At 45.7% G+C, this 22,856-nt stretch carries 21 protein-coding genes; 7 read left to right on the top strand and 14 right to left on the bottom strand.

Annotation, left to right across the window (positions count from 1 at the left end):
* Window positions 1-24: 24 nt before the first annotated feature.
* The 4 genes from AB4493_RS00100 to AB4493_RS00115 all read right to left on the bottom strand — a co-directional run bounded on the left by AB4493_RS00100 (window position 25) and on the right by AB4493_RS00115 (window position 4,527).
* The gene (locus AB4493_RS00100; protein ID WP_372154332.1) at window positions 25-2,256 is read right to left on the bottom strand and encodes a hypothetical protein; all 2,232 of its coding nucleotides are present in this window, start codon (window positions 2,254-2,256) and stop codon (window positions 25-27) included.
* A 431-nt stretch (window positions 2,257-2,687) separates the two neighbouring features.
* Entirely contained in the window at window positions 2,688-3,026 is a 339-nt protein-coding gene (locus AB4493_RS00105) for a hypothetical protein (protein WP_017060926.1), read from the bottom strand.
* Window positions 3,027-3,225: 199 nt separating this feature from the next.
* On the bottom strand, window positions 3,226-4,200 hold the full coding sequence (locus tag AB4493_RS00110; RefSeq protein WP_372154333.1) for a Gfo/Idh/MocA family protein: 975 nt from the start codon (window positions 4,198-4,200) through the stop codon (window positions 3,226-3,228).
* A 3-nt stretch (window positions 4,201-4,203) separates the two neighbouring features.
* A complete protein-coding gene (locus AB4493_RS00115; RefSeq protein WP_229648088.1) occupies window positions 4,204-4,527 on the bottom strand; it encodes a putative quinol monooxygenase in 324 nt (107 codons plus the stop codon).
* 106 nt (window positions 4,528-4,633) lie between these two features.
* On the opposite strand from AB4493_RS00115, the gene AB4493_RS00120 reads away from it, so the two are divergent.
* Entirely contained in the window at window positions 4,634-5,491 is an 858-nt protein-coding gene (locus AB4493_RS00120) for a LysR substrate-binding domain-containing protein (protein ID WP_017069718.1), read from the top strand.
* 28 nt (window positions 5,492-5,519) lie between these two features.
* Here AB4493_RS00120 and AB4493_RS00125 read toward each other — a convergent pair whose 3' ends face one another.
* The 3 genes from AB4493_RS00125 to AB4493_RS00135 form a co-directional block, all read right to left on the bottom strand.
* The gene (locus tag AB4493_RS00125) at window positions 5,520-6,728 is read right to left on the bottom strand and encodes a winged helix-turn-helix domain-containing protein (protein WP_017072304.1); all 1,209 of its coding nucleotides are present in this window, start codon (window positions 6,726-6,728) and stop codon (window positions 5,520-5,522) included.
* A 34-nt stretch (window positions 6,729-6,762) separates the two neighbouring features.
* A complete protein-coding gene (locus tag AB4493_RS00130) occupies window positions 6,763-7,410 on the bottom strand; it encodes a DsbA family oxidoreductase (protein ID WP_372154334.1) in 648 nt (215 codons plus the stop codon).
* A gap of 180 nt (window positions 7,411-7,590) precedes the next feature.
* Window positions 7,591-8,388 carry a Cof-type HAD-IIB family hydrolase gene (locus AB4493_RS00135; RefSeq protein ID WP_017069716.1) on the bottom strand — a complete coding sequence of 266 codons (798 nt, stop codon included), beginning with the start codon at window positions 8,386-8,388 and terminating at the stop codon, window positions 7,591-7,593.
* A 262-nt stretch (window positions 8,389-8,650) separates the two neighbouring features.
* Here AB4493_RS00135 and AB4493_RS00140 point away from each other — a divergent pair, with 262 nt between their 5' ends.
* The 5 genes from AB4493_RS00140 to arsB all read left to right on the top strand — a co-directional run bounded on the left by AB4493_RS00140 (window position 8,651) and on the right by arsB (window position 12,611).
* The gene (locus AB4493_RS00140) at window positions 8,651-9,814 is read left to right on the top strand and encodes a glycosyltransferase family 2 protein (protein ID WP_017064013.1); all 1,164 of its coding nucleotides are present in this window, start codon (window positions 8,651-8,653) and stop codon (window positions 9,812-9,814) included.
* Window positions 9,811-10,473 carry an START domain-containing protein gene (locus AB4493_RS00145; RefSeq protein WP_017072305.1) on the top strand — a complete coding sequence of 221 codons (663 nt, stop codon included), beginning with the start codon at window positions 9,811-9,813 and terminating at the stop codon, window positions 10,471-10,473. Before AB4493_RS00140 ends, AB4493_RS00145 begins: the two co-directional genes overlap by 4 nt.
* A gap of 31 nt (window positions 10,474-10,504) precedes the next feature.
* Window positions 10,505-10,912, top strand: coding sequence for a glycine zipper family protein (locus tag AB4493_RS00150; protein WP_029235181.1), 408 nt, complete (start codon window positions 10,505-10,507; stop codon window positions 10,910-10,912).
* A gap of 192 nt (window positions 10,913-11,104) precedes the next feature.
* Entirely contained in the window at window positions 11,105-11,446 is a 342-nt protein-coding gene (locus tag AB4493_RS00155; RefSeq protein WP_017064015.1) for a helix-turn-helix transcriptional regulator, read from the top strand.
* A gap of 109 nt (window positions 11,447-11,555) precedes the next feature.
* Window positions 11,556-12,611 (top strand): ACR3 family arsenite efflux transporter, encoded by a 1,056-nt coding sequence (gene arsB, locus AB4493_RS00160; RefSeq protein WP_017065681.1) that lies wholly within the window; start codon window positions 11,556-11,558, stop codon window positions 12,609-12,611.
* Between the two features lie 89 nt (window positions 12,612-12,700).
* Here the strand turns inward: arsB and AB4493_RS00165 are convergent, their stop codons facing one another.
* Window positions 12,701-13,591 (bottom strand): LysR family transcriptional regulator, encoded by an 891-nt coding sequence (locus AB4493_RS00165; protein ID WP_372154335.1) that lies wholly within the window; start codon window positions 13,589-13,591, stop codon window positions 12,701-12,703.
* A gap of 129 nt (window positions 13,592-13,720) precedes the next feature.
* Here AB4493_RS00165 and AB4493_RS00170 point away from each other — a divergent pair, with 129 nt between their 5' ends.
* The gene (locus AB4493_RS00170; protein WP_017066100.1) at window positions 13,721-14,152 is read left to right on the top strand and encodes a PACE efflux transporter; all 432 of its coding nucleotides are present in this window, start codon (window positions 13,721-13,723) and stop codon (window positions 14,150-14,152) included.
* A gap of 194 nt (window positions 14,153-14,346) precedes the next feature.
* Here the strand turns inward: AB4493_RS00170 and AB4493_RS00175 are convergent, their stop codons facing one another.
* The 6 genes from AB4493_RS00175 to AB4493_RS00200 form a co-directional block, all read right to left on the bottom strand.
* Window positions 14,347-15,219, bottom strand: a complete 873-nt coding sequence (locus AB4493_RS00175) for a universal stress protein (RefSeq protein ID WP_136973632.1) — start codon at window positions 15,217-15,219, stop codon at window positions 14,347-14,349.
* Window positions 15,220-15,235: 16 nt separating this feature from the next.
* Window positions 15,236-17,239: a tripartite tricarboxylate transporter permease gene (locus AB4493_RS00180; protein WP_136973631.1), complete on the bottom strand. Its 2,004-nt coding sequence runs from the start codon at window positions 17,237-17,239 to the stop codon at window positions 15,236-15,238.
* A gap of 282 nt (window positions 17,240-17,521) precedes the next feature.
* The gene (locus tag AB4493_RS00185; RefSeq protein WP_372154336.1) at window positions 17,522-18,700 is read right to left on the bottom strand and encodes a Bug family tripartite tricarboxylate transporter substrate binding protein; all 1,179 of its coding nucleotides are present in this window, start codon (window positions 18,698-18,700) and stop codon (window positions 17,522-17,524) included.
* Window positions 18,701-19,021: 321 nt separating this feature from the next.
* A complete protein-coding gene (locus tag AB4493_RS00190) occupies window positions 19,022-20,086 on the bottom strand; it encodes a 4-oxalomesaconate tautomerase (RefSeq protein WP_136973630.1) in 1,065 nt (354 codons plus the stop codon).
* A 169-nt stretch (window positions 20,087-20,255) separates the two neighbouring features.
* Window positions 20,256-21,380 carry an ABC transporter substrate-binding protein gene (locus tag AB4493_RS00195; protein WP_372154337.1) on the bottom strand — a complete coding sequence of 375 codons (1,125 nt, stop codon included), beginning with the start codon at window positions 21,378-21,380 and terminating at the stop codon, window positions 20,256-20,258.
* Window positions 21,380-22,849 carry a sensor histidine kinase gene (locus AB4493_RS00200; RefSeq protein ID WP_372154338.1) on the bottom strand — a complete coding sequence of 490 codons (1,470 nt, stop codon included), beginning with the start codon at window positions 22,847-22,849 and terminating at the stop codon, window positions 21,380-21,382. Before AB4493_RS00200 ends, AB4493_RS00195 begins: the two co-directional genes overlap by 1 nt.
* Between the last annotated feature and the right edge of the window lie 7 nt (window positions 22,850-22,856).

Raw genomic sequence — 22,856 nt, forward strand, 5'->3', positions numbered from 1 at the left:
CGAGAGTACTCACTCACATTGGTTCTAATAAAGTAAGAACAGCCCTTCATAACCGCCAATTTCTATTTCACTCACATAGTCACCAACGTTACCGTTAGCATCAACAGGTTTCATTGGAACATCCAGCGCGATGGTGAGTTTTGCCGCGTCATAAAAGCTCGGATTCTTACCGTGGAAATCCGTGCGATACAACACACGACCATTGCTGAACTCTCTCGCTAACACCATGTCCTCAGGGCCACCAGCAACCACCTGATTTTCAGATTGATACATAAAGTACGTGAACGTCGGTAGAACGTGAGTGATACCATTGGGCAGATCAGCATGCACCATTTCGTTCATCGAGGAATCGCCAACGATGGTGTAGTCAGCAGGCTGAGGTGTCGTTGTCGAAAGCATCAAAGGAATCGGCGCAAAGCCATGTGGGATTTGATGACTCGGCTCTCCCAAGTCAACGGCCAATAACGAACTGGGTTGGTAGGCGATGTTTTTAGGGACACCACTTTGCCAGAAAGTGTCAGCCGTCGTATTGCCACTTCCATAGACGTAACCATTGTTCCACTGATTAAAGTAGCTATGTTGAGCGTGTCGATTGAGGTGGTAGATCGCTAGGGTCGAGTATTGGTCTTGCTTCCAATTATCTTCACTATTTCCAAGATACTGAACTCGCCCATAACGCGTTGTCGCCTGAAAAATAACACTTTGCCCATTGTAGGCGAGCGCAGAATTATCCCAGAATTTTGAGATCCCCGAGTAACCACTAAACCCAGTAGACGGAAAAATGTAGTGCTCGCGTAAATACAGAGAGCCCGCCTCGCTAAGATGAGACTGTCCATTTCGACCCAGTAAGTTCGCGGTTCCGATATTCAACCCAATCGACGCATCACTTTCTAAAGCAGAAAGATTTTTGAGAAACGCTGAAAATTGTTGCTTGTAGAGATCATCCGCTTGATTCGAACCCGCAACAGCTCCTAACTCTTGAACATGCCCGCCAGAGTGAACATAGAACTGGTTCGAGCCAATGAGTTTATTTGTGTCGTCGTTGTACGCACCATTCAAACCTTGTCTTGCCCAGCTTTGCTTGTAGTAGCGATGAATAGCAGATAGATAATCCGCGTTTGCGACGTTCGTTAGCGACCAAGATGAGTTAGCGCTCCACATTCGACCAAATGGCACCACTCTTGATTCCCAACGAAAACGTGCTGTCGCGTTCTTATTGGTTCGATTTCGATACTCGCTTGGCGACAAGTAGTTATCACCATCTAGATCTGCAGACACATCAAAACCACGGATTTTTCGCCATTGGCTGATAGCATTGCCGTCCGGGGTTGAAGTCGGAGCATCGGTTAACTTGACGGTTGGAAAACTGTTTTTGAGTTTTACTTCTTTTAAACGCGGCCTGTCGTCGGCATTCTCACTTTGCCAACGAACTCTCACAACGTATAAGCGCCCACCATCTCTCAAAAAGGTTGAACCAAAATACTGGCCGCCGCCATAACTCGCACCGCTCCCATCATGAGTTGTAGCTCTTAACCAGTTATCCGGAAGGTTCCAGATCACCGATTGGTTTTTGGTCATATTGAGCGTTTTGTCTTTCTTTACATCAAGCCTTTCCCATTGTGAAACCCTACCCTGAGAATCAATAGCAGTTGGGTATTCAATCCAAAATTCACCGCTGCCAGCAAACTGTGAGAACTTAAAGGTCAGCCGTTCGAACTGTTCAGCATGATAGACATACAAAGCCCCACCCTGTTCGAAATTCTCAAACACATCGGCATCCCACGGAGGCTCTTGATACAACCAAAAACCAGCATGGTCTTCACTGGTTGTATAACCCAAGATCATAGGTTTTCGGTTTAAAAGGGTCTTTTCGCCATGAGTTTTATCAACTTCGGCAATGACAGTATCTTCAGAAAAGTGCAGGAAATAGTCTTCGAAATTGAGGCCTTCTAACTCAGCTTGGTTACGGAGATCGTTCTCCAACCAACCCGAGTTCATCGCCATGACTTGGTTGTACATATAACCAATTGTCGTGGCCCGCTCATTGTCGGCTTTGTCGGCATAAGCTCCGAACACAATATCACTGTTGGAAATTTCCCAATCAATGACGGCATTCGTAGATAGTGGGGAGCCCAAAAGATCAACACCAACTTCATGTTGCCCTGGCAGCACAACCGCTGTACCAACAGCAAAAGCGTAACCAGCGATTAAACATGACGGTATGAGTGCGAGCAGCCCAGAAATGTAGGTTTTCATGATTCAAATTTCCTAATCGATACTGTCATGCCTTAAATCACAAAACGAAAAGTCAGCCAACTTACGTGTCAATTTAGGAATCAAAATACGAAAAAAGTATCGACTACATGGCTCTATTGTTCAAGTGCTCGTCTGTCTTGTTTCATCGGTGGCAAGTAAAACGAGCAAATGCCGATTCAAAATCAATGCATTAAGGAAAATATAAGTTTTTGTGATTTTAATTTTATTTGGAAACCAAGTATCTCCGGCTAACGAGAAATCAGCTCAGATTTTCTCAAAATGAGAATAATACGGTTTGGAAGATGAGAAGTTATCAGAGCCTAGAACTCAGAATAGGACTTGGATTTGCTGTATCGAATCTCAGTTTGAGCGCCACACTATTGAAACTCAATTTGGATAGGCTGTCTAAACAAGAACGATGACAACGCTCCTTAAAGCCTCTTGTTCCACTTCCCTTGATGGTCGCGATCGCAATTTTCTTGCGTATCGTAGCTAACATGCTTATCGATATTCTTCAGTTGAATTCCAACTTGATTGAACGCTTGTTGAATAGCCCCTGAGACACTCTGTTGACCTTCGCCACTTAAGAAGTTCGTTCTATCCTGATTGGTATCGAATACACAGACAATTTTCAAACTTTGCGGAAAAGAGGAAAAGTTGACCGAGTGAGTCACCCACAAAAAACCATCGAAGCCTTTCAGCGTGTCTTCACAAACGTCAGTTAACACGTCTCTGATTTGATTCTCGATTTTCTTATCTGATTTACGCATGCGGCAAAGGTCCTATTTAACACCTTAAAAAATAAGGTTTTTCGGTCAGTTTCGTACTACCTGATATTGGACACTGTGGCGGTTTCAAATGCAAAGTATTTATTGGGGAGAGTCGACTGGAAGATATAGAGGAAACGCCTCATGTTTGATAGCTTACGAGGCGATCAAACATGAGACGAGTATAGAATTTACTAAAACATTAGCTCGCCGCATGTTCCCAATCAGTTAATAACTTCATGATTACGCGAGAGTCTTGGTGGGTTGCCATTGGCGCAGCAAGTTGTGTATCACCTTGCTCAACCGCTTGGCGGATATTGCGCACTTGATAATGGAAACCATCACCTTGCGCTTCGACTTTCACTTCACGTGTCGACGTTTCATAGATCTCTACCGTAAACGTGTTTTCTGCCATCGGTAGCCATGGATTAGTATCTAGCGTGATACAGCCTTTGCTGCCTAGGATCGTAAAACCATGCTTTAAACCGTGGTCTTCAGCAGTGTGGATTTGTGCGGTAAAACGGTCGTTGAAATGCATCATCGCCGACGATTCACAGATATTGCCATCTTCGCCTCGTCGACCGATTGCTGAGATCTGCACGTCATCGAACACGCTCTCACCAAATTGCTGCTGCGCAACAGAGTGAATCAGCGACATTGGGTAACAGCCAAGGTTGTATAGCGCGCCTTTGCTCGCAGGATTCACGAACTGATCAATCGCCGCAACGTAGGAACCTTGAATTGAACGCACTTCGCCAATCTCACCAGTTGCCAGTTCTTGATGAAGCTTGGTGATAAGTGGATGGTTTAAATACATCAAACCTTCAGCAAAGAATACGCCCGCTTCTTTCACGGCTAGTAAAGCTTGCTCGGTTTTTTCCATATCTACCGACAAAGACTTCTCACACAAGATCGCTTTGCCTTTTTGAGCCGCTTTAATCACATACTCATGATGAACGTGGTTTGGTAGAGCAATGTAGATAATGTCGACCGACTCATCTTCAATCAAGGCTTCATAGTTGTTGAAGGTTCGTGTTGGCTGGTATTGGGCAGCAAACTCATTGAGTGTTTTCTCTGTGCGTCCAGCAACAGCATACAGCTCACTTTGAGCATCGCCTTTAATCGCATCCGCCATTACGCCTGAGATAAAGCTGGTTCCTAGGATTCCCCATTTCATGTCTTAGATCTCCTGCTCTTGTGCTTTGATAGGCCCACGTTGCGTTTCGAATGCTTGAACCAACTCGGTAATATCACGCTCAATAAACGCTTGGGTATGAGGCATCACAAAGTGCTGATTGATCGCCTCGCGGTTTACGTATTGCTCAAGCAAGATCACACGATCGCTTTGGCTTTGATCATAGGTTGCAATTGCTTGTAGGCAGCCCGGTTCGCTTTGCATGTCTAAACAAAACTGTTCGATAGCTTCGAGCGCAGCTGCTCGTTCTATGTTGGTTTTGATCTTAAGTTCGGCAGTAACAAAGATAGTTTCATTCGTTTGAGGCATTGCACACTCTTATTTTAGTTAATTATCGGTTTGCCATTAATATAATTAACCCCTAATAATTGATAAACTCACCTTTTGTTTATTGTTTATCAACCAAGAGTGTTCAATGGATAAGTTAACCAGCATGAAAGTCTTCGTCTATGTGGTGGAACAAGGTAGCTTTCGCAGCGCCGCAAACCACTTCAACCTGTCGGCGACCATGATAAGCAAACATGTCCATTCCTTAGAAGCCAGTTTGAAGTCTCAGCTGATCCACCGCACCACGCGTAAGCAATCGTTAACCGATTCAGGACAACTTTACTATCGTGAGTGTAAGCGAATTCTCGAAGACATCAGCAATGCAGAGAACCTGATTCAAACCTTGGAAAATCAACCACAAGGCACGGTAAAAATAAACTGCCCTGTCACCTATGGAAACAAGGTACTCGCCCCTATCGTAGCTAAGTTTCTCGCGCATCACCCAACCATTAACGTTGAGCTGATGTTGAATAATGACCTTGTTGATCCTTATTCATCTGACATTGACCTGATTGTGCGAATTGGTGACCTATCCGATTCAAGCTTGGTCGCAAGGTATTTAGGGGATTATGAGATGTGTTACTGCGCGGCGCCCGCTTACCTAAACCAACATGCTGAAATCAGAGTATTGGAAGACTTGGCGCAGCACCCATCGCTTGGATTCAGTTACAGCAGCCAAGCTCCTCACGCCACACCGAATAAAGAACGTGTGCGCTTGATGTCGAATAATGGTGATGTGTTGCGGTATGCCGCCCTGCAGGGTGTGGGCGTGTTGTTGCAACCGACTATCTTAGTCGCAGAAGAGATTGATCGTGGAGCGCTGTTGGAAATCCTACCCGGCATGGCGCCGTTACCAAAGCCGATTCACTTGCTCTACAAAACCAAGCAACTGTCGTTGAAGAACAGAACCTTTGTCGAGTTCTTGTTAGCTGCGTTTGCTGAGTAACTAAGCGCTTTCTAAACAACAAAGACCGCTAGACTGTTTGCCATTGGCTCATCAAGCGCTTGCCAAGATCAGAGGGCGTGGTGTTATGGACGATCATCTCATCACATTGGTTGAACACCATGAAGTGTTTTAGTTCATCGCATAAAGCATGAACCAACAACTCATGGTTTTTAATTCGCTCTTCCACAACCAAGTTACGGATATTGAGCAAACCACTCTTCCTGTCGACCTTGCAATCCATTCGTGCCACCAGCTCACCTTGCCACAGAATCGGTAAGCTAAAATAACCAAACTGACGCTTGGCCTCTGGAACATAGCATTCTAGGAGGTAATCAAAGTTGAACAATGATTGCATTCGCTTTCGTTGAATCAGCAGGTTATCAAACGGAGACAGTATCTTAAGCTTGGTTCTGGAAAGAGGTTGATTCAGCAGTTCAAAAGCACCTGGCAGGACATAGTAATCAGAGCCTTGAATATCTACTTTCAGAACCTGCTTATCTTCAAGCATCTGTTGGAGTGCTCTCTGAATCAAAGGCTTTGTGTTCTTGAGTAGGTAGCTCATTTCCGACGCTATTCCAACTCCGTTAGCCTCTAAATAACGTGTTATCAGATGCTCGATGTACTCTTGTTCTGTCGGCTCAGAGGTATCAATTCCGCTCGGTAAAACTCGCTCGGTTAGGTCATACACCTTATGAAAGTTAACTCGGCTTGGCACCATTAAGTCGCCTTGCATGAACAATGTTTCTAATGCTTGCTTGGCCGGTTTACCGCCCCAACCGCCGGGGTTTGGCCTATCCCCTTCAAAATCTTTCGCCATCAACGGCCCTTCATTCTCAATACGTTTGAGAACATGAGCCATCAGTGCGTCATTCTTTTTATACCAATGCTTGAGCTTACCGCTCGCAAAGCCATTCTTGCGGTGTAGGCTGAATCGGAAGTCACGCATGGGTAAATACGCGGCGGCATGCGACCAATACTCAAATACTTCTCGACGCTCTAACAGCTTATCAAGATGGTTCAGTTGGTAATCTTGATTGCGATTCCAAAGCGTGTGGTGGTGAGCTCGCTGAATCACAGAGATGGTATCAATTTGCACATAGCCAAGGTTTTCAATCGCAGACAACGTGTTCGCCAAAGCGCCCCCATTGCGTTGCTTTTTAGGTGGCAACTTCTTAGGCGGCAGCTTTTGCGAAAGCAATACCAGTTTTTGCGCTTGAGCGAGTGACAGTGATTCCATGAAATTCAGACTCTAATTGATAGCAATGATCCGTTTATGATTCAGCAATAAGCTCTTGAAGAATCTGCTTGTAGGTTTCTACCGTCTGCGCGCCCGTTACTGCACTCTTACGGTTGAACACCACAGCAGGAACCGCAGAGATCCCCATGCGTTGCCATTCAAACTCTTGCGCTTCAATTTGCTTCAAGTTGTCGGTGTTCTTTAGGCGCTTCAGTGCCTTCGTTGAGTCTAAGCCAACCGCTTCAAGCTCTTGTGCAATGACTTCAAGATCGGACAGGTCTTTTTGCTCTGTGAAGTGAGCAGCAAAGAAGCGTAGCTTTAACTCAGTCTGTTTGCCGTGCGCTAGTGCAAAATCGAGAAGTACATGTAGATGACGTGAATTGACCATTCTCATACTGTCATAAAAATTGAAATCGAAACCAACCGCTTGGCCGCGAGCCGAAAGCTGTTCTCGTGAACGTTGGCTCTCTTCTGCGCTAGAACCGTATTTTCTCATGATATGGGCACGCAGGTTTTCGCCCTCTTGCGGCATGTCAGGGTTAAGCTCAAACGGCTGCCATTCAAGTTCAATCTGTTGTTCTAAGCCAAGTTCCGTAATGGCTTGCTCTAAGTTTTTGTAGCCGACCACGCACCAAGGGCACATTACGTCAGAAATAATATCAAGTTGAAGTTTCTTGCTCATAATCATTCCAAATATCGTTACTAAGGCGTATCCAATTCAAAGTGAATACCCATCTTTCTGGTTAGACTACAACAAGCTGAACACTCGTTCAAATTTAACTCAATACAACAGCAGCCAACAAAAAAGCCAACTCATTTTCACGAGTTGGCTTTGATAAAAATCGAATCTAGCTTAAGAGCGTTACGCTAGCAACTTCTCAAGTACTTGGAACACACCCGCGTCAACGTTACTTGGCGCGCCAAAACGCGCGATCTCTTTTAACTTTGGATGCGCGTTTTCCATCGCGTAAGAGTGGTAGCTCTCTTTAAGCATTTCCAAGTCATTTAGGTAATCACCAAAGCTCATGGTCTGCTCGTAAGTGAAACCTAATGTGTTCTGTAGATGTTTAATCGCCGCACCTTTTGACGCTTCAGCGTTCATCACATCTAACCAAATTTTTGCGCTTACAACCACTTGGTAGTTCTCACCGAATTTGGCATCAATAGTTGGGTTCACTTTCTCTTGTGAACCGTCGAAGTGACAGATAGCCACCTTGATGAAATCGTCTTCTACCGCCAGTAAGTCTTCTACTTGCTCACGGCGATGGTAGTACTTAGAGATCTCCGCCAGAGCACGCTCATCTTTGGTTTCGATGTATGCCGATTTCTTACCGCATAGCACCACATGCGCGCCTTCAATAGCTCGAGCTTCTTTAATGATCTCTTTAATGGCATCGGTATCAAGCAAGCAGCTGTAAAGTTCTTGGCCTTTGTGCATCACTAATGTGCCGTTTTCAGCAATAAACATCATGCGATCTTTAAGCGGGGAAAATGTTTCTAGCAAGCTGTAATACTGGCGGCCAGACGCGGCAGCAAAAATAATATCTTGCGCTTCTAAGCGCTCATAAAGATTGAAAAACTCAGGGTCGAGCTTTCCATGCTCATCGAGTAAGGTGCCATCCATATCAGTCGCGATAAATTTGATGTTTTGTTGGGGCATGTCGGGCGTACCTATTATTGGATTATGATCATTCGTTATCTTGAGTAACGGTTCTGGGTTCGATTATATCGCTAGAGTCGCTGGTGAATACAATGCTTATTTTACCGCCTGTCAGTCACTGTTTCACATCTTTCCAAGGCAAACGCTAACAGAAGCGCATTCCAGTTTGAAGGGTTAAGTCCTACATACAAGATGTGCGTTAGGTCACACTCCACTATATTCTTTCCTGTCTCTCCATCACTTTATTCCGACCACAGTCATTATGATTTTAGCTATTATTACGACCTTGCTTTGCATCGTTACCGTCAAGTTTCTAATCACACTTGCGAACTTAGAGCGCCATCGTATTCACATTGAACCTAAAATATCGTTCAAAAGAACTGAGTGGCCGACTGTTTCCGTCATTATTCCTGCGCGAAATGAAGAAGACAATATTGAAATCAGCCTTGGCTCTCTATTGAAGCAGAGCTACCCAAAAGACAAGTTTGAAGTCATTGTTGTTGATGACTTTTCTACTGACTCAACCCGTGCAAAAGTAGAAGCATTGATCAGTAAGTTCGACGTTAACGCGCGCTGTATTTCAGGTAGAACGTTACCGACCGGATGGCTTGGTAAGAGCAATGCATGTATGGCTGGCGCACTCAACGCGAGCGGTGAATATGTGTATTTCATTGATGCAGATACCGATTCAGCACCCGCGATGCTACAGAGCGTTATCGACTTTGCTATCCAACAAAAAACTGATCTCTTATCGTTTAATCCAAAACAAACTTTTGCGTCTGTGGCAGAAAAAGCGACCTTGCCGGGCATCTTTCTATCGATCGCATCTTATATGAACTTTAAAAACTCGAACGACATGACTAAGGAAGAAGCGATTGCTAACGGTCAGGCGATGTTGTTTACCCGAAAATCCTACGACGCAGTCGGTGGACACGCCGCAGTAGCAAACGCGATATCGGAAGACATCGCCTTTGCAAAAGTCATGAAGGTCAATGGATTTAAGATTTTCTGGGCATTTGCAGACAAACTAATGAGTACGCACATGTATTCAGACTTCAACTCAATCTGGGCTGGCTTTTCCAAAAACATGAATCTTATTGTGAATTGTCAATCGCAAGCACAAGCTTTAAAAGTCTTCATCAAAGCCAACATCATCGCATGGGCGGGACCGCTTTTGATGCTGGTATCGGCGAACGCCTTCATCAGTGACATGTCTGCCATTCATGCTTATTCGCTCATTGTCAGCTCTGTGATGCTCTTGGTGTCGATCGTCACCTACTTCATTTTGGTTAAGGAACTGTTTGTTCCCGCAAAATTTGCGTTAACCGTACCCTTCGGTATTTGTGTTCAAAGCCTACTCGTGCTGAACAGTTACCGCTTATCTAAAACCAATAAAATCAGCTGGAAAGGGCGCTCATTAACATGATGAATAAGATTATTACTTTGCTTCTTCTTGCTTGTTCAGTTTCGGTGTTTGCATCAGACACCGATGGCTGGTCACTGGCACGCGATAAAAAAGGCATCGAGGTTTATAACCGTAAAATTGAAGGCAGTCACTTTAAAGAATTTCGAGCAGAAGGCGACATCAACGCGTCCCTCACTTCTATTATCGCACTCTTTATCGATACCTCTGTTGGCACGCAATGGGTAGAAAACATCGATGACATGGAAGAAATAGAGCATTTTAGTGCGGCGCACACGATCACCAAAACCTATACCAAGGCACCTTGGCCAGTTGCCGATCGTGAAGCTATCGTAGAGAACGTCATCACTCAAGATCCAAAGACGATGGTTGTCACCATTGATCAGCATGGTAGGCCTGATTACCTGCCAAACAATAATAAAAAAATCATCAGAGTGGCTGAATTAGAGGCGAGTTGGATCCTGACACCAATCGACGAAAACACCACCCATATCTCTTATCGAGTATTGAGTGATCCAGGTGGCGATATTCCGTATTGGCTCATTAACATGGTGGCCGTTTCTCAGCCTTACAACACGCTTCGCGGGTTATCTAAGATGTTGGATTCTGGTGAGTACACCGATCGTCGCCTTGATTTCATCGAGAACTACACGTCACTTTAACAATGCAATGAATACTCTAGAGGTCTATATTGTGAAATTTCCATTCTCTCCAATCGCAGCGATATTGCTTGTAGCATCAAGTTCAGTATTTGCTAATCAAATCATTGTCGATACTAAAGGTGTTGATGAAACACAGTATCACGCCGATCTGTATGAATGTGAGCAATACGCTCAACAAGTGAAGCCTGAAGAGGTCGATTCTCTTGGCAGCGATATTGTCGGTTCAACCGCTAAGGGTGCAGCGCTGGGTGCGGTTGGTGGAGCCGTCTCTGGCGGGAGTGGTCATGATGGTGCAAAAATTGGTGCTGGCATCGGTATTATCAGCGGCGCTTTAAAGCACGGTGCTCAAAAAAGACAATCCGCCGAGCTATCTGAGCAGCAGAAGTTTCAAGTGAATCGTAACTGTATGATCAACCGAGGCTATACCGTTCTTAACTAGCGGATAACCGAGCAAAATGGCGTTTAATCGATGTTCACGCCATTTTGCGTAGCTGAGTCAAAGCAGAGTTCAACCATAGTCCCTGAATCGCCACCTTAAAGTTCGTTCAAATAGACAGTGAGCATTGACCCCTATTTAAAATAGGCTTATCATTAATCGTCTTTTAACGATTAATGAAAGTGAGACGTCAATATGAACTCAACTTGCTCGACATCTGGTGGCTGTTCTCTGCCCATCGAACACGGTGATGCTAAAGCAGAAAAGCAAATGGCCGCACTGGCGAAAGCACTCGCTCACCCAGCAAGAATACGTATATTGAGTATCCTTTCCACGTTAGAAAAATCGGGCGGCTGCTTGAACAGTGATCTGGTGAGTGAATTGGGTTTAGCTCAATCAACGGTATCAGAGCACTTAAGAATATTAAAAGCCTCAGGTTTTATTACGGCTGAGTCGATTCCGCCGAAGATGTGTTACCGCATCGACCGCGACAATATTCAACGCTTCGAATCGATATTTAACAGCATTTTAAAATAGAAGTTCACGCTTGAATGATCGGCTTTGATAGCCTTTACTTTTAAGCGTGTTTTTTTGCCACAACCAATCGTTTTTCGACGATTTACGATATCAACTAAGAGAGATTATCATGAAACCAAAGTTAGGTTTTCTAGATCGCTACTTAACACTGTGGATTTTTATTGCCATGGGCCTTGGTGTACTACTCGGCACCCTATTCCCACAGATCGAACAGTGGAACGATTCAATGTCTGTTGGCACCACTAACATTCCGCTTGCGATTGGCCTTATCTTAATGATGTACCCACCTCTGGCTAAGGTTAACTACAACCTGCTAGGCACTGTGGTAAAAGATAAGAAAGCCATTAAGCTCTCTTTGATCATGAACTGGATCGTTGGTCCAATTCTGATGTTTGTATTGGCACTAACTTTCTTGGGAGACCACCCAGGTTACATGGTTGGGGTGATTCTGATTGGTCTTGCTCGTTGTGTGGCGATGGTTCTGGTTTGGAACGACATCGGCGGCGGTAACAAAGAGTACGGCGCGGCATTGGTTGCTCTAAACAGTGCATTCCAAGTGGTGAGCTACAGCTTTATGGCGTGGTTGTTCATCAGCGTTCTTCCACCAGTATTTGGTTACGAAGGCATGTTGGTTGATATCTCGATGATCGACATTGCACACAGTGTACTTATCTACCTAGGTATCCCATTCCTAGCGGGCTTCCTAAGCCGTAAGATCCTTGTGTCGATGAAAGGCGAGCAGTGGTACAACGACGTATTTATTCCACGCATCTCTCCAATCACACTGATTGCACTACTGGCGACTATCGTTCTGATGTTCAGCCTGAAAGGTGAAATGATTGTTGAACTGCCAATGGACGTTCTATTAATTGCGGTTCCACTGACTATCTACTTCACTGCGATGTTCTTCATCAGTTTCTTCATCGGTAAAAAGATGGGCATCGAGTACGACAAGAACGCATCAATTGCATTTACAGCAACAGGTAACAACTTCGAGCTAGCGATTGCCGTGGCTATCTCAGTATTCGGTATCAACTCAGACCAAGCGTTTGCAGGCGTTATCGGTCCACTGATTGAAGTCCCTGTGCTGATTTACCTTGTGAACGTGGCGCTTAAGATGAAAGACAAGTACTACAACGGTCAGACGGTTAAACCTAGCGTATAGCATCTACGTCTACACCTAGAACTAGAACTAACAAAAAGCAGCATCACTTTGAACAGAAAGGCTCACACGTTAAACGGTGAGCCTTTTCTTTATTCAGTTTCGTCTAATAGGCCTTTCAATGCTTGTTCAAGCCAAAGTAATGCAGGACCTTTTGAGCGTGTTTTAGACAGAACAAGATCAACCGGAGGCGACCAAGTTTTATGGTCAAATGACACATTCACCTCTACCAAGCGCTGTTTAATAAGCTCTTCTTCAACAAGGTGTTTCGGTAAGTATGCCCAGCCAATATCACTGCCGAGTACCATCTCTTTGATCACAATAAAGCTGTTTGACCACCACACTTTACCGGCAATCATCGGAAACTGATCCATCACCTTCCCCTTGTCTCCCCTCAACACTAACTGACGATGTGGGAGTAAATCAGGGAGTTTCGCGACACCTGTTTTTGCGAGCGCATGACTTGGATGACACACAGCAATAAACGGTAAGTGACCGATAAAGCATGGCTCAGAACCGACATCAAAAGCCAAGTTGGTAAACATCAATCCAATGTCGGCTCTCTCTTCGATAATTAACGGATTGACCTCTGTCGTGGTACACGCAACCAGTTCCACTTCAGTCGCAGGGAATTGTTGACTGAACTGACTAAGGATCTTAGATAGATTCGGGACCAATAGTGAATCATCTAATGCAATTTTGATGAGCCCCTCTTCACCACTGCCCATCGCACTAACCGTCACATTCAGATCTTCAACCTGAAGCACGATCGCTTTCACCTGTTTAAATAACTGCTCGCCCGCTTTGGTTAGTAAAGGCTTTCGAGTCGAACGATCAAAAAGCTCAACATTAAAATCTATTTCAAGATTACTGATGCCTTGGCTCACCGCCGACTGCACCTTCCCAAAATGACGAGCACTGGCAGAAAATGACCCTAATTCAACGGCATACACAAACATTTTCAGTTGTTCAATGTTGTACATTCGGTGTCTCCCAAAACTTACTATCACTATATGTGATGCTAACTATCTTTATATTATCACTTAAGTAGATATTATTTAGCCAAGTCATTACCCATCGGCGGCTATTTAATCGTAAAGAGAGTTAGAAAAATGTCACATAAAGAACGCATGTTGCACATGGTGCTATTTGAATTGGTTGCTTTGGTTTTGATGGCAGGGCTTGCAACCTATATTACAGGAAACGGCGCAGGTGAAATGGCAGGCTTAGCGCTCGCAATATCATTGATAGCGATGGCTTGGAACTACGTTTACAACTATGGCTACGACAAAATTTACGGAGCAGACCGAAGCAAAAGAACCACGAAAACACGTATCCTGCACGGATTAGGTTTTGAGCTTGGCTTAATGACAGTGACTCTACCTGTCTTGATGTGGGTTCTACAACTCGACTTCCTAACCGTACTGATCATGGACATCGGCCTAGTTATTTTCTTCGTACTTTACGCGATTGCGTTCAACTGGGCGTATGACTCGGTTCGATATCAATTGGTTGCGAAAGGAAAAGTGGCAGCTCTGGTTTAGAGCTGCATACATTCAAATAAAAAGGGGCTAACTGGTAATCAGTCATCGTAAAAAGGAGAATAAATACGATGACCACATAAGCATAGACGGACGGGTCACATATCAGTTAGCCCATGAGTTTACTCTAACAATCTAAGCTGTCATGCGCCTGACATGACAGCAATTAAACTTCGATGAAATCTCAGGTCATTCAATCAACTCACCATGAACAGAGGCACGTTGGTTTTACTCAATAATCTTCTGGTAACGCCACCCAGCATCTGTTGATGCATCTTCTTATGAGCAAGAGCGCCAGCCACTATCAAGTCAGCATGAAACTGCTCTGCATGAGCAAGGATCGCTTGAGGCGTTTTTATTCTGCCCTCTTTAAACGAAATACACTCCACTTCGATATTATGTAGCCCCAAATAGCGCTTTAAATCTTGTTGATTAGGCTTTTTGTTGAGTGAACGCTCACTGGTTACCACCACGATGTTTTTTGCTTTTCTAAGCAATGGCATCACTGCTTTCACAGCCCTCGCACCTGGATCATCTCCATTCCAAGCAATCATAATGCATTCCGGGTTAAAGCTTTTTTGCTCACGTGGCATCAGTAAGATGGGGCGACTGCCATGTTCTATCGCCACGTCAAAACTCACGCTACTTTTGCCATTGAGCGGTTTAGGGATAATGATTAAGTCAGACACCTTACCGCGCTCAGAGACTACATCCGCTCGATAACCCGTTAGATTATGCCATTGGGCACTCACGAGTTTATTGGCGTCGTTCATCACTAAGTTATCACTGTCGCACAGTGGCACTTCGAGCTTGTCGCACAAGGTGGTGAACTCAAGCTCAGACTGGTTCATATCTTCTGCAACGTAGTTATTCACCAATTGATCAATACGGCTAAGCCATTTACTTGGTAGCAATTGGCGCTCTTCTGGCATTAACTGTTGCGGGCTAATTTGGGCGTGCAATACATCCAAGTGCGCACCAAAATACCGAGCAACACTCAATGCACCTTCTAACCTTTCAGCGGAGTTTGCCGTAGAAGCAAAAGGCATAATAATAGTTCGAATCGTCATAATTACTTTCCTTCCATTATCCAATCGGCCAAGGCAGATCAACCGCCTCTTGCAACAAGCCAATCGGTAAATCCAAAACCATTAGGTGAGTTAGACCCAGTAAGAACCCTGTCGCAGCAACCGTTACCGATGCGGAACGTATCAAGCTCAACCCTGCTTTACTCATCAAGAACAGGCAGAAGAACGCGCTAATAGAAATCACGTAGCCGACAAAGTAACAACCAAGGATCAACGCACCGAGCCAGTACAGGTAATGCATCATGCTGATGCTGTTGGTATCAAAGGCATAGCCTTGCTCATACTCGTTATCAAAATAGACAGCATCGCCTTCTGGCTTAGTCAGCAGTTGGAATAGCACCACCGCAGACAACACCCACATAATGCTGGCGATGATGATGGTGAACACACCACCTAAGAAGCTCTGTTGGTAGCCATCGTAAATGCCGTACATAAACGCGATGTTGACCAAAGCAGCGAAGATAACCTGAGGCTTGCGGTTACTGATTCTTACTGAAGGTTGAACAGTTTCGATCGAAGCGTCTTGGGCTTCGCTCTGCTTGTTCTTCTTCGCGCTTTGACGCCACATGAAGAACAGAGAGAAGACAGTCAGCGCACCAATAATCATCACACCCGGACGTAGTAAGAATGCAGCACCATCAAACTGAACCGCTTGGTATAGGTAGGTCTCCATACCGTTGGCCAATACAAAACCAATCAAGAACGCAGGTCGAGGCCAGTCGAAACGCTTCATCAGCACACCCAGCGTACCGATACTTAATAGAGTGACAAGGTCGCCAAGGTCACGTGTTGCTTGGAAGGCAGCAAAGCAGATCACCATCACCATGAAAGGAGCAAGCAACGTATAGCGAACCGTGGTCAGCCTAGCCACCCAAGGTGAAATCAGCATACAAGCGCCAGCACCAAACACGTTAGCTAATGCCAAAGACCACACGATCGTGTAAGTAATATCGAGGTCAGTACTCACCATCGCAGGACCCGGCTCTAAACCCACCAACACCATGCCGCCAAGGAACACTGCCATGCTACCCGAACCTGGAATACCGAATAACAGCGTAGGGACTAAGCCCCCCCCCTCTTTCGCATTGTTCGACGATTCAGGTGCAATAACACCACGCACATCACCTTTACCGAATTCAGGATCTTTCTTAGTCGTTTGCACCGCATGACCATAAGCGATCCAGTCCACGACACTGCCACCAAGGCCGGGAAGTGCACCAACAATACAGCCGATTACACTACAACGCACTGCGAGCCATTTGTTTTCCAAGAAGTCACGAACGCCCGCAGACCAACCCTTGCCAAGTTTACTAGCATTGGCGATTGGCTTATTTTGACGAAGCAGATCGATAATCTCAGGAAGCGCAAAAATACCTAAGCCAACGACTACCAGAGGAATGCCGTCCATTAGGTAGAAGTTGTCAAAGGTCATTCGATATTCGCCAGTTGCAGGGGCACTACCGACACTGCCAAGCAATACACCCATGCCACACGCCGACAAACCTTTTACCAAGCTCTTACCTGCCAACGCACCGACCATGCTCAAACCTAATAAGGTCAGCATGAACAACTCACCAGAACCAAAAGCGAGGATCACTGGTCGAGCGATCAACACAAACCCTGTCAGTATCACCGCACCGAACAAACCACCGAAAAGCGATGAAGTAAACGCGGCAGAAAGCGCACGAGCCGCCTCGCCTTTCTTCGCCATTGGGAAGCCATCAAGCACGGTTGCTTGTGAGCCGCTTGAGCCCGGGATCCCCATTAATACGGAAGTGAATGTATCGGAAGTGGGAATAACCGCAACCAAGCCGATAAGCATCGCCAAGGCTGAAATTGGGTCCATGCCATACAAGAACGGCAGCAGTAATGATAAGCCTGCAATGCCGCCAAGCCCCGGAAAGATACCAATCGCGAGACCCAGCAATACACCACCTAACATAAAGGTGATGTGCTGAACGCTTAATATGGTTTCCAGTGCAGCAAAGAGTTCGTTAAACATCGTTGAATCCTTTCTATCATGAGACTCACTTTCGCTTTCGTGACCACTGCTTTCCTGAGCCCTTGATGCACAAAGCCCTACGGTGTTACCCGTACAGCGGCGATACAATGGGAGTGAAGCACTCACTGAGTTAACGATTTAATCGAATAACTCGTTAGCTACGTTGCGACAGAGAAAGTGAGATGAAAAGGCGTGAGCCACGATCTTGCGTCGCGGTCTCACTGCCAGTTAATACTGAGCGTTGTTAAGACTCATATTTTCTTGGGCTTCTGGATAGCCTGTTTAGAAACGAGTGTTGTAGTTTGTAGTGAGCCAATTTCTGACCCATTCAAGGTTGCTTTCATCAAGCGACATAGCCGCTTTAAGTGCGAGTTGTGCTTGTTCGCCAGTCAGCTGAGGGTAATCACCCAATACTTCGACGGCACGTTTTTGAAAATCAGGTTGAGAGACTAATTCAGAAGCCGATGCGCGCCATGCTGCAACTATCTCTTCTGGTGTCGACTTAGGCACAAAAATCATCTTCTGAGCGGCAAACCCGGCCATAAAGAATGAGCGCCAAACCGCATAGCCTTGTGTTTCTGCTTCTTCAGGGTGGAACAACTGGTACACCTCAGCGAAGTGCGGAAGCTCTGGGAAGTTAGGATCACGCTTTAGCTTGCCGTCTTCACCCAATACACCGAAGCTAAACAAAGGAATCGCTTTACCTTCATTGACTAACGGTGTCACTTTGTCGATGTAAGATGAGCTGGTTTGAGAATCGATATTCACTTCGCCGCGCTCGAATGCCAGTCGACCCGCACCACGCCCTTGCATGCCGAAAATCGCTTGTACCTCCAAACCAAGTAGATCCATGGCTAGCAGTGGTACCAAGTCAATTGAGGTCGCACCTTGGCTTGCGTATTGAAACTTGATTTGGTCTTTCTTATCGAAAAGATCTTGTACATTCTCGATGCCCGTTTTAGGCGAAACATACACAACGCCGCCAGTTGGGGATGCGAGAATCACGCTCCAATCGTTGTAGTCGTAACGAACTCGGCGATCTTGAAGAAGATAGGGATATTGGGTTGATGCCGAGCTTGCAAAGATGTTGAGGCCGTTGTCTTTCGCACGGCGAGCAAATTGGTTAGCGCCTTTTGTTGAGCCGCCACCCGGGATGTTTTTCACCACCACTACTGGATTGCCCGGTAACGATTGAGACAAATAAGGTGCATAGAAACGCCCCCATGTATCGGTACCGCCGCCCTCTTTGTAAGGCATCACAAACTCGACACGCTCACCTTTAAACGAAACCTCTTCGGCTTGTGCGTGATGAGATAATGCCCCGACACCAAGTAGCGTGACCAAGAGTGATTGGCAAACTTTTAGCTTAGACAATTTTTGAGTCATAAGAAAAGAACCGTTCGAGAATAACGAACCCTTAGTAGAAGATTGTGTATTTTCGGGTAGTTGTACGTTCAGCATCGTGCCTCCTAATATCCTTTTTACTGCGTGTTACCTGCAGCTGGACTGTTTTTTGTGGTTTCTGACAAATTAGTCACCGAACCTGTCATCCAACTGACACGCTGCACTTTGATAACAAAAGTGTTACAAAGATCGCCCTTTAAGGCACAAAAACAGAGCACCGCGCGCCGAATTGGTGCAGTAAACCTCGAGGTTTTACTAGGGTCCGGGGAAGATATTAGAACGAACAAAGAATATGAGTGTAAGTGTGAATGTGAGAATGAAAAAAAATCGCCAACCCAATGGCCAGCGATTATGAATACGCATTAAAGCAGCTTGAGATTAAAACGTCGGGTAAACCTGACCTTTGAACAGTGGGCGCGCTGTACGCACCAAAGCCGCTTGACGAACCGCAGGCTCAATTTCCCCTGGCTCTACTTTGATATTGACTTGGATTTGTCCACTAGGGTGCTCAATAACGACCGTTTCAGAGTTAATGCCTTGGCACACTTCATGCGCGACAGTACCCGGAATCATGCAAGCCGCCGCAACACAGATCCCGCCCGTCACAGCATGGCTAGCATGACAGTTTTGAGGAACAAAGTAGCGAGAGGTAATGTGTCCGTCTTGAGTTGGTGGTGATAACAAAGACACTTTAGGCACCACGCTTCCTGTCACATCACCCATGCCCATTAAGCGACCTGCAGATAAACGGATAGACTCGATGCGCTCAAGTAACTCGGCATTATCATCGAGTTGTTGCTTGGTCTCGTTACCCGCTAAGCCAAAGTCTTTGGCATTAATGTGCACCATAGGCACAGCTGCATCCAAGCAAGAAACTTCAACACCTTTGACTTGATCACGCACGTTGCCTGTTGGGAATAGCTTGCCCGTTTTCGAGCCGCCAACATCTAAGAAGTTAAGCAAAACTGGTGAGCCAGTTCCAGGAACACCGTCCACACGCACATCACCGTCATAACGTAAATGGCCATTTGGGCTTTCGGCGGAAACTTCGATAATAGTATTGGTGTTGATGTTTCTGACACGCAACATGGTCGATGGACTGCTTAACTTAACCAAATTATTTTCACTGGCGAACGCCACGATGCCTGAGAGAATATTGCCGCACGAAGGTTTGGTATCGACTTCTTTCTTATCGACCGCGACCTGAGCAAAGAGATAATCTAAATCTGTCCCTTCTTGCTCCGACTTAGACACAATTGCGACCTTGCTCGTCAGTGACGTGCCGCCGCCGATGCCATTGATTTGTTGGCCTTCGCCTGAACCCATAATACGCACAAGCAGATCGTCTCTCTCTTGCTCACTTTCAGGTAAATCACTCGCTAGAAAGTACGCGCCTTTCGATGTGCCACCGCGGATCAACATGCAGGAAATATTCTCGTTCATGACCGTGTTCAACCTCTTACTCTTGAAGTGAAAGAGCAATTCCATGCTCATTTTTGGACTTCAAGAGTAAAAAACGAAACTGTCATGTAGCTGACTCGGCGGTATTTCGGTTGAATGACCAAGCCAAGATCGGGTTGCTGCAAAGCAATCGAATTAACTACCAACTAAACTAATCGTAGCTTTTAAGAGCGCTCTCCCATTCGGTTATCACTAAGGATTTTTTGCTTTGATCCGAGAAGATCAACAGGCTGACATCTAACGGAAGGGGCTTGAGTTGATTGGCAAACTGCTCACGTAAAACCGCTGCCGATTTAGCACTTTTTATATCGGTACGCACCGGGGGCATATTGGTTTCTTTTGCCATCAGCTTCTGCCCTGAATAGGAAAATAAGTAATCAATAAAGGCTTGAGCTTGTTCTAGCCTAGGCGTGGTTTTATTAATAAATGCAGTTCGAATGACCACAGGTGTGTAGTCGTTGGCCGCCACAATCACCACATCTTTGTGCTTCGATTCCCACGAGTTCGCATACGAGCCCATGATGTTGTAGGCAATCGCAATATCACCATCAGTCAGCGCTTGGAGCATCGACGCAGAGCTATCAAAGGTGCGAGCCTGATGGAGATTAAACAGCTCCAAGAACTGGCCGTAGTTACTCGTTTGAGCGCGTTCAAATGACCAAAGCAGATAACCAATACCAACATCCCTGATATCAAACAGTCCTATCTTCCCCATCAGTTCATCACTATGAAGACGAATAAAACTCAACAATTCGACACGGCTCAGCGGGACTTCCTTTCCTTCAAGAAAAGACTCATTAAACACGATAACCGCAGGTTCATAACTAAAGCCAAACAGCTCGTTTCGCCATTGGCTCCAGTGCGGGACAATCCCTGATTGAGGGCTATAACCCGGCACGTTGATTTGGTAAGGAAGCGCATAGCCATCATTGACCAATCGAAGCTGTAGATCCATCACCGAACTGATGGTGATGTCGGGTTGGTCGGGCTTTTGATCTCGGATATAAGCATCTAATACGTTGCTGCTCATCGCTTGATAGCGAACGGTGATTTCAGGGTTTCGACGCTGAAAGTCATCGAGCAGTGGCTTCATTTCTGACAAGTAGGCTGCACCATAGATCACCAGCGCGTCTTCATTGCCGTTAGCTCGATTGCCAATGCCTTGGGGAGCAGACTTTTGATTAGCTTGTGCGGTGGCACCCGTAACATATAGAGTGCTTGCTAACAGCGCCGCCGAAATTAGCCCTGCGATCCAAGTCAGTATTAGTTTCATCATTAAACCTCCCACCAATAGGTATGCGGGAACTGGACTTTAACCGTGAGGCCGCGATTATCCGTTTCGTCTGGGTTGGTGTCTTCCAAGCTCAAAATCGCATTGGATTTTTGAGCAACATCTAAAGCGATACTCATCCCTAGCCCTGTGCCTTGGCTAATCGCATTCGGGCTGCGATAAAACTTCTCGAACACATGAGGCTTATCTTGCTCATCAATGCCCGGCCCGAAATCGCGAATATACAGCACCGCTTTGCTGCCTTGCTGTACTAATTCAACCTCGATAGTGCTGCCTTTGGGGGAATACTTGATTGAGTTTTCAATGAGATTCGTCAGCATCTGAGTTAAGGCGAAGCTGTCGCCTCGAATGTGAAATTTAAGTGATTCTATGTAGCTCAATTCGATGTCTTTATTGAGTGCATTCATCGCCAAGCCACGGCTGGTTTGTTTGACTAACTCATTAAAATCAATATCTGTAGGTTCGATACTTTGGTAACGATGGCGAATCGTCGCGTGGTTCAACAGCTGCTCAACCGTGCGCTCAAGCACCTCGCACGCACCGGTGACTTTATCCAAATAATCGAGCGTGTGACGATCACTCGCTTTACTTTTAGCCAGTTCGATTTGGGCTTTAATCCCTGCGATTGGTGTCTTTAACTGATGCGCAGCTTCGCCGGTAAAGTTCTTAAGGTTGGTTAAGTTCTTATCGAGCTGAGACATGAACACATTAATAGTGTCGACCAAGTGCTCAACCTCTTCAGGAGCGTCGAGGTTAATTGGGGTCAGGTCGAGATTCGATCGCCTCTCCATCTTATTGTTGATCTCATTGACGGGCTTGAGCACCTTTACAATCAACACAAAGATGACCAATAGTGCACTTAGCATCACCGCGAGCAGTAGCTTAACCGCGTGGTCCGAGAGCTGCTTCTCCCATACTTGCCTCGCTTGTGTGGTTTGCCCCACAAGCACGTAAATGTTTTGCGGCCCTTCACGGGTATTCATGATGCGACTGACCAAAGACAAACGCACCCATTCATCTTTAAAGGTTAAGTAAAAATAAGCAGCCTCTGGTTCGAGCTTAATCTGATACTGGTCGATTTGGTCACGCACTAACTGATCATCAAGCAATTCTTTATAACCCGTGATGTAACCAGACTCCGATGAATTCGAAGAACTAGCAACCAGATAGAAAACCTTATCTCTAGGGGAATCAGCCAGCGATTTGAAGGCCGCGGTGGGGATGTCGACACTGAATGTTAAACCATTAAAACGAACCTGCTCTATGATCTGCAGGGCGGCGTTATTCAACTGGCGATCATAAAACATCTGAGTGGTTTGATAGGCGTAGCGCTTTACCGCAACCAAAGTGAGCAAACTAATCAGGCACAATAGACAGGTCGCTGAGAACAATAATTGAAATCTCAGCGATTTTGTTCGAAAACGAAATCGGACAGGTTTGCTCAGTGCCGTCACCTAATAC

Origin of the sequence: Vibrio sp. 10N.222.55.A1, from assembly GCF_041473835.1 — a bacterium.
Lineage (GTDB): Bacteria > Pseudomonadota > Gammaproteobacteria > Enterobacterales > Vibrionaceae > Vibrio > Vibrio crassostreae_C.

Excerpts from the sequence above, each read along its gene's own strand:
- AB4493_RS00100 (WP_372154332.1), bottom strand. The coding sequence starts at position 2,256 with ATGAAAACCTACATTTCTGGGCTGCTCGCACTCATACCGTCATGTTTA.
- AB4493_RS00105 (WP_017060926.1), bottom strand. The coding sequence starts at position 3,026 with ATGCGTAAATCAGATAAGAAAATCGAGAATCAAATCAGAGACGTGTTA.
- AB4493_RS00110 (WP_372154333.1), bottom strand. The coding sequence starts at position 4,200 with ATGAAATGGGGAATCCTAGGAACCAGCTTTATCTCAGGCGTAATGGCG.
- AB4493_RS00115 (WP_229648088.1), bottom strand. The coding sequence starts at position 4,527 with ATGCCTCAAACGAATGAAACTATCTTTGTTACTGCCGAACTTAAGATC.
- AB4493_RS00120 (WP_017069718.1), top strand. The coding sequence starts at position 4,634 with ATGGATAAGTTAACCAGCATGAAAGTCTTCGTCTATGTGGTGGAACAA.
- AB4493_RS00125 (WP_017072304.1), bottom strand. The coding sequence starts at position 6,728 with ATGGAATCACTGTCACTCGCTCAAGCGCAAAAACTGGTATTGCTTTCG.
- AB4493_RS00130 (WP_372154334.1), bottom strand. The coding sequence starts at position 7,410 with ATGAGCAAGAAACTTCAACTTGATATTATTTCTGACGTAATGTGCCCT.
- AB4493_RS00135 (WP_017069716.1), bottom strand. The coding sequence starts at position 8,388 with ATGCCCCAACAAAACATCAAATTTATCGCGACTGATATGGATGGCACC.
- AB4493_RS00140 (WP_017064013.1), top strand. The coding sequence starts at position 8,651 with ATGATTTTAGCTATTATTACGACCTTGCTTTGCATCGTTACCGTCAAG.
- AB4493_RS00145 (WP_017072305.1), top strand. The coding sequence starts at position 9,811 with ATGATGAATAAGATTATTACTTTGCTTCTTCTTGCTTGTTCAGTTTCG.
- AB4493_RS00155 (WP_017064015.1), top strand. The coding sequence starts at position 11,105 with ATGAACTCAACTTGCTCGACATCTGGTGGCTGTTCTCTGCCCATCGAA.
- arsB (WP_017065681.1), top strand. The coding sequence starts at position 11,556 with ATGAAACCAAAGTTAGGTTTTCTAGATCGCTACTTAACACTGTGGATT.
- AB4493_RS00165 (WP_372154335.1), bottom strand. The coding sequence starts at position 13,591 with ATGTACAACATTGAACAACTGAAAATGTTTGTGTATGCCGTTGAATTA.
- AB4493_RS00170 (WP_017066100.1), top strand. The coding sequence starts at position 13,721 with ATGTCACATAAAGAACGCATGTTGCACATGGTGCTATTTGAATTGGTT.
- AB4493_RS00175 (WP_136973632.1), bottom strand. The coding sequence starts at position 15,219 with ATGACGATTCGAACTATTATTATGCCTTTTGCTTCTACGGCAAACTCC.
- AB4493_RS00180 (WP_136973631.1), bottom strand. The coding sequence starts at position 17,239 with ATGTTTAACGAACTCTTTGCTGCACTGGAAACCATATTAAGCGTTCAG.
- AB4493_RS00185 (WP_372154336.1), bottom strand. The coding sequence starts at position 18,700 with ATGCTGAACGTACAACTACCCGAAAATACACAATCTTCTACTAAGGGT.
- AB4493_RS00190 (WP_136973630.1), bottom strand. The coding sequence starts at position 20,086 with ATGAACGAGAATATTTCCTGCATGTTGATCCGCGGTGGCACATCGAAA.
- AB4493_RS00195 (WP_372154337.1), bottom strand. The coding sequence starts at position 21,380 with ATGATGAAACTAATACTGACTTGGATCGCAGGGCTAATTTCGGCGGCG.